Consider the following 13,566-nt stretch of genomic DNA (forward strand, 5'->3'; position numbering starts at 1 on the left):
CGGAGCCCGGCCGAGGCCGTGGCCATCGCCCCGCACTGGCGCACAGCCCCGATCAACCCACCGACCAAGGTCCCACGAAGCTGGGACCCGATCCCTTAAGTCACTGGTATTGGGTCTAGGGTGGGTGTGGGCAGGTGTGGGTGCCCGGTGGCCGTGGTGGTCGCCGGGTGTCCTGGCTCTGGCCGGTCAGGCCGCGCTTTCCAGCGGGTTGAGGGTGACGGTGTAGCCGAGCTGGTTGAGCGCGTTGATCGCGCGGCGGGTGGCGCGTTCGGGGTCGCGCTGGGTGAAGTAGGTGCCGCCCAGCTCGTGGTAAATGACGTTGTCGGTGAGCATGTGCCAGATCGCGGTGATGATCGAGTGCTCGACGGCGACCAGGGCCCGCATCGGGCCGCGGCGGGCGGTGAGCCGCTTGTAACGGGCCTGCAGGTAGCTGTCCTTGGTCCGCACTGCGCCGAGCGCCGCGAGCCCGAGGGCGCCTTTGAGATAAGGATTGCCCGGCCGGACCTTGGTGCTCTTGGTGCGGCCGGCGGACTCGTGGTGGCCTGGGCAGACCCCGGCCCAGGAGGCGAGGTGCCGGGCGGAGGCGAACCGGCTCATGTCGCCGCCGGTCTCCGCGATGATCACCTCGGCGACGGCCCGGTTGATCCCGGGGATGGTGTCGAGGAGGTCGAGGGCGCCACGAAAGGGGGCCATCGCCTCCTCGATCCGCGCATCCAGCTGCCCGACCGCATCCGTGAGCTGGTCGTAGTGGTCCAGGTGCAGCCGGACCAGGAAGGCGTGATGGTCGCGGAAACGGCCGGTCAGCGCCTCGGTGAGCTCGGGGATCTTGTTGCGGAGCTTGCGTTTGGCCAGCTCCGCAAGGACCTGGGGATCGCGGTCACCCGCGATGAGGGCCTCCAGCATGGCCCGGCCGGAGACGCCCATGATGTCGGAGGCGACCGCGGCCAGTTTGATCCCGGTGTCTTCGAGAAGCTTCTCCAGGCGCTGGACGATCTGGCCGCGCTCGCGGGTCATCTGGGTGCGGGCCCGCGTCAGGTCCCGCAGCTCGCGCACCGGCTGGGGTGGCACGAACGAGGGCCTCACCAGGCCGTGCGCGCCGAGCTGGGCCAGCCAGGCCGCGTCCGAGACGTCCGTCTTGCGGCCGGGCAGGTTCTTGACCTGCCGCGCGTTGACCAGGATCACGTTCAACTCGTCGGCCAGCAGGTAGTAGAACGGCTTCCAGTAGTCCGACGTCGCCTCGATCACGACGAGTGTGACCTCGGCGGCGAGCAGGTGATCGCGCAGTGCGAGTACGGCGTTCGTCGTCGATCCCCAGGTGGTGGTCTCGGTGGTGAACGACCCCCGCCGCTTCGCGCGCGGGGCGCGGACGCACGCCTTGGCGTCCTTCTTGCTGATGTCCAGGCCGGCGCAGCGGTCGTGCAGCACGTCCATGTCCCGGTCCCTCCCTCGGCGGTCGAGCAGTACGCCGTTCCGGGAGGGCCAGGGTGAATCAGGAATTCTGACGCACGTGCTCGCAGCAACACTCCACGGTTCCCGTGGACGGCCCCCAGCACCACGCTGACCTGCGAGCTCACCGGCATCACAGAGCAATCGGTTTCGGCCGGAACGAACCCCACCAGCGTCCCGGACCGACGTCGACCCCCGTCAGGGCAGACAGAAGCACCTCCAGCGCGCGCCACAGGATTTACCACGCCCCCGGCGCGCACCGAAGGTGCGCTGGACCGCTGACCTGCACAGGCGTAGCAGCCCGCGGTCGAGGCGAAGCCGCCGCACGTGGCTGTACAAGCGGTTGACGCCGAATTTGGGACGCTGATGGGACGCAGGGAATCGGAAGTGGTTGCCTCGGGCCCATCCTGTCGGCGCCGGCCAGCGGGAGACAGTCGAACGGGCGTCGGTGGCGGCAGGCGGGGGTGCTCCATAGTCCCGGAGCACAGGGCCGGTCGCGGCGACTGCTGTAGTGCGGATAAACGGCCCGCTGCCACGTGCAGCCCGACGTGGCCACGAACACGATCGCAGCCAGCACCTCCCGGTCGCAGTGCCGACGCCGGCCGTCGCCCTGAGGCCGGGTAGGCGCTTCCGGAGCCATCGAGGCTCCGTCCCCGTACCAGGGGCGGAGCCTCTGCGCGCTGGAAAGGAACTCCGCTGCGGCAGGGTTCGAGTCACCTCGCCGAGTTGGCGCTATGTGCCCGTCAGGCCGGTAGCGTCGCCCAATCAGGGCGGTGTCGGGACGCAGTCGGGACACAAGGGCAGGAACAGACTGACAAAGGCGAAGGAGTGTCGACACTGTGCACGCCTGTGACCTGTGGAAACGTTTCATTCGGGGTGCGGATTCAGGGCGTTGACCCACGGGCCGCTGCTCGTGAGTTCGACTCCACTGCCATCAGCGTTAGTTGCGGTCACTTTGACCTGCGCAGACGTATGGGCCCACGGCTGGAGGATGGCGTCGTGGGTGGGCTTTGCGAGCGTCTGGACGTCAAATTCTGGACGCTGGCTGGACGCGAGGATTCAGAGGTGCTGTCCGGGGACCTTGGAGTAGGCGGCTCTGCCGGGCCGGCGGCTGGGTACGGAGGCGGCCCGAATGGGGTGCGGTCCGAGCGGGGACGCGAAAACGGCCCGTACTGGAAACGGTCCGGAACGCAGGTGCAGCGGTCTCTGAGGTGGATTGAGCACCTTTCCCTCTCGGTTCGAAGACGACCCTGACGGGGGCCATTGAGGGGCCGCAAGGACAGGAACTCCTGGTTCTGACCCACCGCCGCGCCCTGCTCGGCGAGGCCTTTAACGGCTCTCACAACGGCCTGGCGGTGACCGCCGTGGTCGTCGGAGTCGCCGCCGTGTCCACCATCCTGCTGGTCCTGGCGGTGCTCGGCTGGTTCGGTCTCGCCTGACGCTCGCCTCGGACTTTGCCCCGCCATTACCCCTTCATGGCCAACTGGCTACAGACGTGTAGTCATGATGGTCCGGGCATGGTAAGGCATGCCTTCGCTAACTTGTACCGGCTCGGCCGGAGCTGGGAGAACCCTATGTGGGACGACGCGTTTCCGAGTTTCCTGATCGGACTGAGGGAGGGTCTCGAAGCGGGACTCATCGTCTCCATCCTGGTCGCCACCCTGGTCCGGGCCGGGGCCAAGTCCCGTCTGCCGCAGGTATGGACGGGTGTCCTGGCCGCCATAGCCCTGTCCATGAGCTTCGGCGCGGTTCTCACCTTCACCGCCGCCTCCCTGTCGGCCACCGCCCAGGAAGCCTTCAGTGGCACTCTCAGCGTGATCGCGGTCGTGTTCGTCACCGCGATGGTCTTCTGGATGCGCCGCTCCGCACGCGGCCTCTCCGGCGAGCTCAAGGAGAAAGTCACCGGTGCGCTCGGCACGGGCGCGGGCGTGCTGATCGTCACCTCGTTCCTCGCGGTGGGCCGTGAGGGCCTGGAGACCGCGCTGTTTCTGTGGACCACTGCCCAGGCGGCCGGCGAGTCCGCGGGCCCCCTCGCCGGCGCCGGGATCGGCCTGGTCCTTTCCACCGGCCTGTGCTGGGGCCTGTACCGCCGGGTCCTGAAGATCAACCTGACGAAGTTCTTCACCGCCACCGGCGTCGTCCTCATCGTGATCGCCGCCGGCGTCCTCGGCTACGGCCTCCGCGACCTGCAGGAGGGCGGTGTCCTGCCTGGCAGCACGGCCTACGCCGTCGACCTGAGCGGCAGCGTCGACGCCGGCTCCTGGTACAGCACCCTCGTCCAGGGCGTGTTCAACCTGACCCCGACGATGACCTGGCTCCAGGTCCTCGCCTACGTCGGTTACCTCGCCGTCGTCATGACCCTGTTCGTCCGTGGTGTGCGTGCCACGACCAGGGCCCCGAAGCCCGAGCGCGAGAAGGCTGATGCGGCGCAGCAGCCGGTGGAAGGAGCCGGGAAGGCCGACAAGGGCCGCCGTCTCCGCCCCACCTGGGTCGTCCCCGTCGCCGTCGTCGCTGTCCCCGTGGTGATCGCCTCGCTCGCTGTCGCCCTCGGCCGCCCCAAGCCCACCGCCGCGCAGACCATCGCCGTCTCCGAGAAGGAGTGCGGCAACGGCTTCACCGCGCCCGAACCGGGTCGGCAGACCTTCCAGATGCACAACACCGGCGGCAAGACATCCGAGGTGTACCTGATCGACCCGTCGACGAGTGCCGTCTACGGCGAGATCGAGGGACTGGCCCCGGGCACCACCCGCGCCCTTGTCGCCACCGTCGCCGGCGGCACCTACGCCTGGCGTTGCGTGCCCACCGGCGGGACCGCCGTCACCTCCAAGGCTGTCCGCGTCACCGGCGGCGGCAGCGCCAAGGCCGTCGTACCGGTCTCCGAGGAGGACCTCGCCGTCCCGCTCCAGGAGTACAAGGCGTACGTCGACCACGGCCTGGCCACCCTTGTCGCCCAGACCCGCACCCTCGACGACGACATCAAGGGCAACCACCTCGACAAGGCCCGCACCGACTGGCTCACCGCGCACCTCACCTACTCCTCCCTCGGAGCCGCCTACGGCACCTTCGAGGACTTCGACAAGAAGATCAACGGCCGGGCCGACGGCCTTCCGGGCGGCGTGCAAGACAAGGACTTCGCCGGGTTCCACCGCCTCGAGTACGGCCTGTGGCACGGCGAGTCGGCCGCGAGCCTCAAGGCCCCGGCCGACCAGCTCGTCGGTTCAGCGGCAGGACTGCAAAAGGCGTTCCCCGCGCAGGACTTCAACCCGTCCGACCTGCCGTTGCGCGCCCATGAGATCCTGGAGAACACCCTCCAATTCGAGCTCACCGGCGACACCGACGAGGGCAGCGGCACCAACCTCGCCGCGGCGAACGCCAACGTGGCCGGCACCCGCGAGCTGCTCACCGTACTCAGGCCGCTGCTGACCACTCGCGCGCCCAAACTGCTGCCGACCGTCGACGCGGACATCGCCCGTCTGCAGACGCTCCTCGACGCCGCGCAGCACGGCACCGCCTGGACCCCCGTGGACCACCTGGACGCCACCAGCCGGGCCCAGATCAACGGAGCCACCGGACAGCTTCTTGAGGACATGTCGCCCGTCCCGGACCTCCTGGAGATCAGGAAGGCCGCCTGATGACCGCAGAGCACCCCGTACCCGCGCTCACCTCCATGGAAGGGAACCAACCGATGCCGTCCGCCGAAACGCCCGCCCCGCCGGGCGGCTGCCCCGCCGGTCACGGCCGCCGCTCCTTCGTGAAGTCGGCGCTCGGTGCCGGGGCCGCCGGCGCCGTCCTGGCGGGCGGTGGGTTCGCCCTCAGCCAGGCCGACGCGCCCCAGGCGCAGGCCGCGGACACCGCGAACGCGGCCAAGGTGCCCTTCCACGGCACCCACCAGGCGGGCATCCTCACCCCCACGCCGACGGCGGCCACGTTCGTCACCTTCGACGTCATCGCGCCGTCCCGCGCGGAACTGGCCGACCTGTTCAGGACGATCACGGAGCGGGCCCGTTTCCTCACCGAGGGCGGTACCCCCACCGACCTGGGCGTCGGCGCACCGCCCTCCGACAACGGCATCCTCGGCCCGACCGTCCCCGCCGACGCGCTCACCGTCACCGTCGGCGTCGGCGCCTCCCTCTTCGACGAACGCTACGGCCTCGCCAAGGCCAAGCCGGCCCGCCTCACACCGATGCGGACCTTCCCCAACGACAACCTCGACCCCGCCGAGTGCCACGGCGACCTCTCCCTGCAGATCTGCGGCAACCGCCAGGACACCGTGCTGCACGCGCTGCGCGACATCGCCAAGCACACCCGCGGTGCCATGCAGATCAAGTGGCGCATCGACGGGTTCCAGAACACCCCGCGTCCCACCGGCGCCCAGCGCAACCTGCTCGGCTTCAAGGACGGCATCGCCAACCCGGACGTCGAATCCGCCCGCGAGACCAACCGCCTGATCTGGGTCGGGGACCGTGACGGTGAGCCCGCCTGGGCGAGGGGCGGCAGCTACCAGGTGATACGGATCATCCGGATGCTGGTGGAGTTCTGGGACCGGGTCTCGCTCAGCGAGCAGGAGCTGATGTTCGGCCGCCGCAAGGACACCGGTGCCCCGCTGGACGGCGCCAAGGAGACCGACATCCCCCAGTACGCCAAGGACCCCAAGGGAAACGCGATCCCGCTGGACGCCCACATCCGGCTGGCCAACCCGCGCACCGCTGCCACCGACACCTCCCGCATCCTGCGCCGCGGTTACAACTACGACCGCGGCGTCGACAACGTCGGCAACCTCGACATGGGGCTGGTCTTCTGCTGCTACCAGCAGGACGTCAAACGGCAGTTCGAAGCCACCCAGACCCGCCTGATCGACGAACCCCTCGTCGACTACATCTCCCCCACCGGCGGTGGCTACTTCTACGCCCTGCCCGGCGCCCGCAACTCCTCCGACTGGCTCGGGCGCACCCTGCTGGAAGCCTGAGCGGCGCCCATCACGTGGTGGCGGGGACGGCTTCGGGGTTCAGGCGGGCCACACCCCGGTTGAAGCGGCGCAGCAGGAGGACGGCCGTGGTGGCGAGGCCGGTGAGTAGGCCGAGCCGGACGCCGAATGTGTTCAGGCCGGCGGCGAGTCCGAGGAGGGCGCTGACGGGCAGGCCGACCAGCCAGTGACCGACGATGGTGACCCGGAATCTGCCCCTGGTGTCGTCGAGGCCGCGCAGCAGGACCACCCCGATGTTCTGCGCACAGTCGAAGAACTGCAGAACGGCGGCGATGAACAGGAGAGGGACGGCCGTGTCGGTCGCGGTCTCCTCACCGCTGTCGGAGAACGGAGCCGACACGAGGCGGGGCACCGTCACGGACAGGACGGCCACGACTCCCATCACGGAGGCGGCGCAGGCGAGAGCCGTGGCCTTGAGCCGCTACGCCGCGGCCACGTCACACAGGGCGAGTTCGCGGCTGACGCCGACGACGCGGCGTGCGCGAGACCGACGGCGACCTGGAGGACTGTGTAGTCGAGCTGGTTGCCTCGGCCGCGCCGTAGAGGTCAGTCGGTCTCGAGACTTTCTGTAGCCCGCCCGTGGATCGAGACGCCATGCGGCCGGACGCCGATGTACAGCCTGCGTTTCTCGACCCGGTAGGCGCTCGTTCCGTACGACAGTGCCACAGGGTCCATGCCACCCGTTGCGCTCTTCCCGCGAAACCGCCGCGGCTCGGCCGGCCGCGCCCCCGGTGTCACGTACCTGGCCGGGGCAGATGGAGTATTGAGATGCGAGAATCTAGGGTCAGCACGTGGCTTTCATCCTGGTGTGCGAAGACGACGCGGCGGTTCGCGACATCCTCAGGCGTGCCCTGGAGCACGACGGTCACACCGTTTCCGTCGCCGCCACGGCAGACAGCCTGCTGCGGCAGCTCGCACCGGTGCCCCAGCTGGTCGTCCTGGATCTAGGGCTGCCGGACGCAGACGGCCGCGATGTCTGCCTGGCCCTGAGGGCTCGCGGCGTCGACGTGCCGGTGTTGATGCTCACCGCCCTGGACGGTCTGCATCACAAGGTGGGCGGCTTCGAGGCAGGTGCCGACGACTACATGACCAAACCCTTCGACATCCCGGAACTGCTGGTTCGCGTCCGGGCGCTGCTGCGCCGGGCCACCGTGGCGCCCGCATCGCACGAGGTTCTCCTCGATCCGGCGAAGCACATGGTGACCTACGATGCGGCGAGCATGAGCCTGACCCCGACCGAGTTCCGCCTACTGGGGCGCCTGATCGCCTCGCAGGGCGACGCGGTGCGCCGCCACGCCCTCGTCGCCGCTGGCTGGCCGCACGGGGCACACGTCAGCGACAACACCCTCGACTCCTATGTGCGCCGGCTGCGGACCAAGCTCGGTCCGCTGGGTGTGGCCGGGCGTCTGGCGACGGTCCGCGGCGTGGGCTACCGATGGCAGTGACGGGGTTCCGCAGAAGCGTCGTCGCGCTCACCGTCCTGATCGCCACCGCCGTAGTCGCCATCCTGGTCGTCGTCTCGCATGTGCTGCTGAGCAGGGTGACGGACGCCGACGCGCACGATCTGGCCCGTACGCGCGCCGAGGCGGTCGCGGCGAACGTCACCGTCAAGGGCGGCCGTGTCGTGCTCACGGAGAACGGCAGTGAGGCGTTGGACGAGGTCGCCTGGGTGTATGCCGACGGCCGCCTGATCGACGGGAACGTGCCGGCGAGCGTGGTCAGGCGTGTCGAGGAGATGGCGGACTCGGGGCGTTCGCAGACCGCGACCGTGGGCGACTCCCTCCTGTACGCGCGGCAGGTCCCGGTCGACGGCCACCACGTCATGGTGGTCGCCGGGGTGGACCTCACGCCTTATGAGACGTCCGAGCAGCGCAGTCTGACCTTGTCGTTGGTCCTGGGCGGCCTCACGATCCTCCTCGCCGGCGGTGTCGCGCATCTCGTGGTGCACCGTGCGCTGCGGGTCGTGCACGAAATGGCAGCCCTCGCCGACGACTGGGGCCATCACGAACCCGGGCGCCGCTTCAACCTCGGGGTCCCTCGCGACGAGTTCGGGGAACTGGGACAGACGCTGGACCGCCTCCTGGAGCGCGTCGACAACGCGTTGGCGGACGAGCGCCGGCTCACCGACGAGATCGCCCACGAGCTGCGGACACCGCTCACGGTGCTGCGGGGCGAGGCGCAGCTCGCTCAGCTGTCCGGCGAGCCGGTGCCGCCGGAGGCGGTACTGAGCGAGGTCGACCGCCTCGACGCGGCGATCACGACGATTCTGCGCGCCGCGCGCGCCCGCACGGACGAGGGGACGCGGTGCGATCTGCGCTCCGCCGCGCGGCAGGCGATCGGCGGTCGTGCGGTCGAGGTCGCCTTTCCTGCGAAGATCGAGGTGGCCATGGCGCCCGACGTTGCCGTTTCGCTGCTGTCACCCCTGCTGGAGAACGGCCTGCGGCATGCGAAGACGCGGGTGTGGATCACCGCGCGCAACCAGGGTGCGGCCGTCGTGGTCGATGTCCTGGACGACGGCCCAGGGTTCGATCCCGCGGACGTCGAGCGGGTCTTCGAGGCGGGTGTGACCGGCGGCGATGGATATGGGCTGGGGTTGCCGGTGGTCCGGCGTATCGCCGCCTCGGCCGGTGTGGAGGTCCGTGCGATCGCGGACGGCCGCGGTCATGTCGAGGTGACGCTCCCGGCCGTGCGTGCGATCACGTAGTCAGGTTGCTTGCAGGTTCCCCGCGTAAGCCTGGCCGCATGACAACGACAACGGAAGAGCGCACGCGCAGCGGGCCGCTCATGCTCAACAAGGTCCCCGAGGTCACCATCTGGTTCTGGGTGATCAAGATCCTGTGCACCACTGTGGGTGAGAGCTTCGCCGACTGGATCAACATGAAGCTGGGCGTCGGCCTGGTGAACACGGCCTGGATCTTCACCGCGGTGTTCGTCGTGGTCCTGGCGGTCCAGCTGCGGCTGAAGCGGTACGTGCCGTTCCCGTACTGGCTGACCGTGGTCGTTGTCAGCGTCACGGGCACCCTGTACACCGACATCCTGACCGACCAGCTCAACGTGCCGCTGTGGATCAGCTCCGCGGTGTTCTCTGTGCTGCTCGCGGTGGTCTTCGGCGTGTGGTGGCTGCGCGAGCGCACGCTGTCGATCCACTCGGTCACGACGCTTCCGCGTGAGTCGTTCTACTGGCTCGCCGTTCTCGTCACCTTCGCGCTCGGCACCGCGACGGGCGACTGGACCCTGGAGCTGACCGGCTGGAGCCCGGGCGCCTCGGTGCTGCTGCCGCTCGGCCTCATCGCGGCGATCACGCTGCTGTGGAAGTTCGGCGCGAATCCGGTGCTGTCCTTCTGGCTCGCCTACATCCTGACCCGCCCGCTGGGCGCGAACATCGGCGACTGGCTCGCCTCCCCGAAGGTCGCTCAGCCGGGCGAGCCGACCGGCATCGCACTGGGCACCTTCACCACCAGCCTGATCTTCCTCGGCCTGATCCTGGCGACGGTGGTCTACCTGACGGTGACGCGCTCGGACGTGACCGAGACCCACGACGCCACCCATGCCGCCCACGCCACCGGCGACCTGCGAAAGGAGCGCGTCGGTCTGGCTGGCTTCGGACTGCTCGCCGTCGCCACCACGAGCCTGCTGATCTGGGCACACAGCCAGCCGCACGTCGGCCCGGCGCCGGAGGCCGACAACACATCCGCCGTCCAGATGGCCCCCGGAGAGGCGGTGAAGAAATTCCCGCCCGCCAAGGTCACCGCCCTGAAGACCCTCGCCTCCACCGCGCTCAAGGACGCCCGCTCCGGGAACGCGAAGGGTGCGCACACGGCCGCACAGTCGCTGCGTGACCTGTGGGATGCCGACGAGGCCTCGCTGCAGCCGCTGGACCAGACCGGCTGGACCTCCATCGACGCCCAGATGGACAAGGTGCTCGGGACTTTCGGCATCGATCACTCGAACCCCCCTATGGCGCCCGCGCAGCAGGAGAAGGAACTGAACGCCCTCCTGACGGACATGGGCTGACGGGCCAGCCCACGCCCAGCAGCCCCCTCCGTACGACGGGTTGAGTGTGCTGAACCACGCCGAGAACCACGCCGCCTCGGCACACCTGCGAGCAGTGGACAGCGCAGGTGGTGAGTCGCCTGCGGCAGCCCAGGTATATCCGCGAACTCCGTCGGGGCGGTCGGAGCCGGTTGACGGCTCCGACCGCCCCGCTCTTTCACAGTGAGCCACCACCGTGCACCCCTCGTCACACGCACCGGGGCCGGGTGGGTGGGTGAGGCGGAGCCGGGCCCTCAGAACGGTGTGAGGCCTTACCTCATGCCGCGGCGTGCGCGCCCCTGTCGCGTTGTGACACGGCCAGGTAGCCGACGAATCGTGCGCGGTCACGGCCGCCGTCCCCTACCTGTTCCTCATCGGCTACGCGGCCCCCCGCTTCCTGCCCTCCGCCTCGCCCTGCTCGCCATCCCCGTCGCCCATGGCCTCGCTCACCTGGCTGGCGCCCCGACTCGGGGGACCGCGCGCACCGTCGCCGTGGGCCTGGTCACAGCCTGCTTGGCGGCTCATCCGGCCGTGCACACCGTCCGCCCGCCTACGCACGCGCCTGGTCCGTGGAGCGGGCCGGCGTTCTCCACGCCTACGTCGCTCCCTTCGTCCGGCAGGGGCGCGACGCGTCCGGTTGCCCGGCGGCTGATCAGGAGCGGAATCCGACGTGTACATGATCATGATCAGCTTGTAGCCATTAGCTCATGGTTTAGCAGGTTTTGCAGCGGATTATGGGAGCAGGGCGTGGTCGCGGCGTCCGGTTCAGGTGCTGCGGTCCGGTGCCGCGACGAGGGCCTCGGTCTCGGTGGTGGTGAGGGGGTTGACGATGGTCCGGTCGAGGCGTTCGGGCACCCGCTGGATCACGCCGCGTGGCCGGGCGCCCGTAGGCCTCGTAGCGAAAGAACGAGCGCATCGCGGCGAGACGGACGTGGCGGGTCGCCGCGGTGTTGCCGCGGACTGTTTCGAGGTGCTGGAGGAACGCGCCGATCGTCGGTGCGTCCAGGTCGGCGATGCTCAAGCGGGTCGGCCGTCGGCCGGTGCGCCGCTCTGCGAAGCCGAGCAGGAGGGTGAAGGTGTCGCGGTAGCCCGCGATGGTGTGCTGGCTCTCCTGGAGTTGGAGCACCAGTTTTTCGGTGAAGAAGCCCTGCAGCAGGGGTACGAGGTCGCTCATGGCCGGCCTCCGACGCTGTGCACCGGAGGGCGTTGAGCCCAGTCGGCGACCGACTCAGGCGTGACGCGTGCGGACAGGCGAGGGCGGGTCTGCCCATCAGGTCCGGGCGGCCGCGGTCACGGCCTGCCGGGCCGCCCGCTCCACCAGTGAGATGCCGTCGCTCATCGACGCGCTGCCGTCCGACAGCACGGTGACGAGGTAGCGGTGTCCGTCCACCGTGACCCGGCCGACGCTGTTGACGTCCCAGAGTCCGGAGGTGGTGCGCTGCAGCCAGCCGTTCTTCAATGCGTACTCGGCGCCGGAGGCTGTCGAGACGCCCCACGCCTGATCGCTCGCGATACGGCTCATCAGGGTTTGGATGTAGGTCCGGGACTCTTTGTTCAGCGGGGAGCCGGTCTTCGATGTCGCAGCGCCGTCGAACACGGAGAGCAGGAGCCTGATCTGGTCACTCGCCGTCGTCCGCGTCAGTCCCCACTTCGTGCCGTGACTACCCTTGGTCGAGGTCAGTCCCAGGCGTTTGTTGGCCGCCTCCAGGCCCGGTGCCTGGCCGATCTCACGCCACAGGAGGTTCGCCGCCGCGTTGTCGCTGTTGCGGATCATCGGTTCGGCCAGCGCGCGTTCATGGGGGGTGAGATGCCGGCCCGCGTCCTGAGCCTGCAGCAGCAGTGCCGCGAGGATGTCGACCTTGATGATGCTGGCGGTGTCGTACAGGGCGTCCTGACCGTACAACAACGGCTTCCGGCTCCCGCCGTCGAGGCTGAGCACGGCCGCTGTCACGCGTGCCTTGCTCTGAGGCTGCAGCGCGGCGTGGACGCCGGCCGTGGCCTGGGTGTGCGCCGACAGCGCGGGCGCGGCGACCGCGGGTGCCGTGTGCAGCGCGCCAAGGGAGAAGAGGGTCGTCACCGAGGCCAGGAGCACACCGGTGCAGGCGCCGACGCGGCTTTCACGGCACCTGGCTGAGGTCTTCGAATACGGTATAGAACGCGGGCAGGACATGGTCGGGCAGGCCTCACAATGGGTCGGCAAAGGGGAACTGCATGGCAAACGTAGAGATAATGTGCGCGAGGTGAAGTGGCCCCCGTCACTACGAACCCATTTCGGCCCGGATTGTGAGAAGGCCCATGTGGCCGTGGCCTCCGTATACCGGCTCCGCAGCGAGCTCCGTGAAACCCGAGATGTCGATCTTCGTTTCCTCTGACCATGCTGGGTGTCCTCTATGCGTTGGAAGGAGAATCGGCTGCGGGCCGGTTTGAGATCCTCTTCCGAGCTGGCGCGATCGCATATCAGCCGTTTGCCATTTTTTACTGTGCGGCGGAGTTGGGGGCGCGTTGGGGACGCAAGGACAGGAACAGACTGGCAAAGGCGGGGGAGCATCGACACAGTTCATCCCCTCTGAACTGTAAGAACGTCACGAATTGGCGTGGAAACGCAAGGGCCGCCAAGATCCTCAAATGACTCATAATCCGTCGGCCGTGGGTTCGAGTCCCACCCGCCCCACCTGTGCAGGGCTCTGACCTGCGGAAATGTTCATTTTGGATGGCGGAGCGTCAACCTTGCCTGAACGGACTGAATCCGCTGCTCGCGACTTCTGAGCGGGGCGAGATTCTTACTCCCATGCCGAGCAGACGCCGCGCTGACCTGCGGCAATGCTGATGATCAGGAACTGTACGGCGAGCTGGCAGCATCCCCTCGGCTTCATTTCGTGATCCTGGGGACGTGTTGGGGACGCAGGGTTTCGAAGGGGTCTGCTGACCACCGTCCGGGGGCCCTCTGTCCCGCCGCCCGGGGAGCTTCCTTGCGGGATTGCTGACCGAGTTCGGCCGCACCCTCGAGGTACTCCATCGCGTCGGCACCGGGGCGTAAGGGTCTGGTGCGCGGTGGGCGGAAACTGCCCGAACAGATAACGGCCCGGTCTGTTCGATGAGCTGCT

Annotated in this window: 8 protein-coding genes and 3 pseudogenes; 6 read left to right on the forward strand and 5 right to left on the reverse strand. The window is 68.9% G+C overall.

Annotated features, from left to right (window positions below; translation table 11 throughout):
* Nucleotides 1-186: 186 nt before the first annotated feature.
* Together ACZ5SK_RS28620 and ACZ5SK_RS28625 are read right to left on the reverse strand one after the other, a co-directional pair.
* Nucleotides 187-1,431, reverse strand: coding sequence for an IS110 family RNA-guided transposase (locus ACZ5SK_RS28620; protein ID WP_468576684.1), 1,245 nt, complete (start codon nt 1,429-1,431; stop codon nt 187-189).
* Nucleotides 1,432-1,972: 541 nt separating this feature from the next.
* Nucleotides 1,973-2,086, reverse strand: a pseudogene (locus ACZ5SK_RS28625) (IS5/IS1182 family transposase); the annotation flags it as partial.
* Between the two features lie 934 nt (nt 2,087-3,020).
* On the opposite strand from ACZ5SK_RS28625, the gene efeU reads away from it, so the two are divergent.
* Nucleotides 3,021-5,078, forward strand: a complete 2,058-nt coding sequence (gene efeU / locus ACZ5SK_RS28630; protein ID WP_334580253.1) for an iron uptake transporter permease EfeU — start codon at nt 3,021-3,023, stop codon at nt 5,076-5,078.
* A 53-nt stretch (nt 5,079-5,131) separates the two neighbouring features.
* Entirely contained in the window at nt 5,132-6,412 is a 1,281-nt protein-coding gene (efeB, locus tag ACZ5SK_RS28635) for an iron uptake transporter deferrochelatase/peroxidase subunit (protein ID WP_334581362.1), read from the forward strand.
* A 10-nt stretch (nt 6,413-6,422) separates the two neighbouring features.
* Here the strand turns inward: efeB and ACZ5SK_RS28640 are convergent, their stop codons facing one another.
* Nucleotides 6,423-6,803, reverse strand: coding sequence for an MATE family efflux transporter (locus tag ACZ5SK_RS28640; protein WP_361703488.1), 381 nt, complete (start codon nt 6,801-6,803; stop codon nt 6,423-6,425).
* Nucleotides 6,804-7,221: 418 nt separating this feature from the next.
* On the opposite strand from ACZ5SK_RS28640, the gene ACZ5SK_RS28645 reads away from it, so the two are divergent.
* From ACZ5SK_RS28645 to ACZ5SK_RS28660, 4 genes and pseudogenes are all read left to right on the forward strand, one after another.
* Entirely contained in the window at nt 7,222-7,875 is a 654-nt protein-coding gene (locus ACZ5SK_RS28645; protein WP_457495706.1) for a response regulator transcription factor, read from the forward strand.
* A complete protein-coding gene (locus ACZ5SK_RS28650; RefSeq protein ID WP_457495705.1) occupies nt 7,866-9,134 on the forward strand; it encodes a sensor histidine kinase in 1,269 nt (422 codons plus the stop codon). The genes ACZ5SK_RS28645 and ACZ5SK_RS28650 overlap by 10 nt, the downstream gene beginning before the upstream one ends.
* A 38-nt stretch (nt 9,135-9,172) precedes the next feature.
* A complete protein-coding gene (locus ACZ5SK_RS28655) occupies nt 9,173-10,444 on the forward strand; it encodes a COG4705 family protein (protein ID WP_334580256.1) in 1,272 nt (423 codons plus the stop codon).
* Nucleotides 10,445-10,796: 352 nt separating this feature from the next.
* Nucleotides 10,797-10,996, forward strand: a pseudogene (locus tag ACZ5SK_RS28660) (hypothetical protein); the annotation flags it as partial.
* Between the two features lie 373 nt (nt 10,997-11,369).
* On the opposite strand, the pseudogene ACZ5SK_RS28665 reads toward ACZ5SK_RS28660, so the two are convergent.
* Together ACZ5SK_RS28665 and ACZ5SK_RS28670 are read right to left on the reverse strand one after the other, a co-directional pair.
* Nucleotides 11,370-11,636 (reverse strand): annotated as a pseudogene (locus tag ACZ5SK_RS28665) (site-specific integrase); the annotation flags it as partial.
* Between the two features lie 96 nt (nt 11,637-11,732).
* A complete protein-coding gene (locus ACZ5SK_RS28670; protein ID WP_099964393.1) occupies nt 11,733-12,632 on the reverse strand; it encodes a serine hydrolase in 900 nt (299 codons plus the stop codon).
* Between the last annotated feature and the right edge of the window lie 934 nt (nt 12,633-13,566).

The sequence above is a fragment of the Streptomyces sp. NPDC031474 genome, from assembly GCF_055581185.1.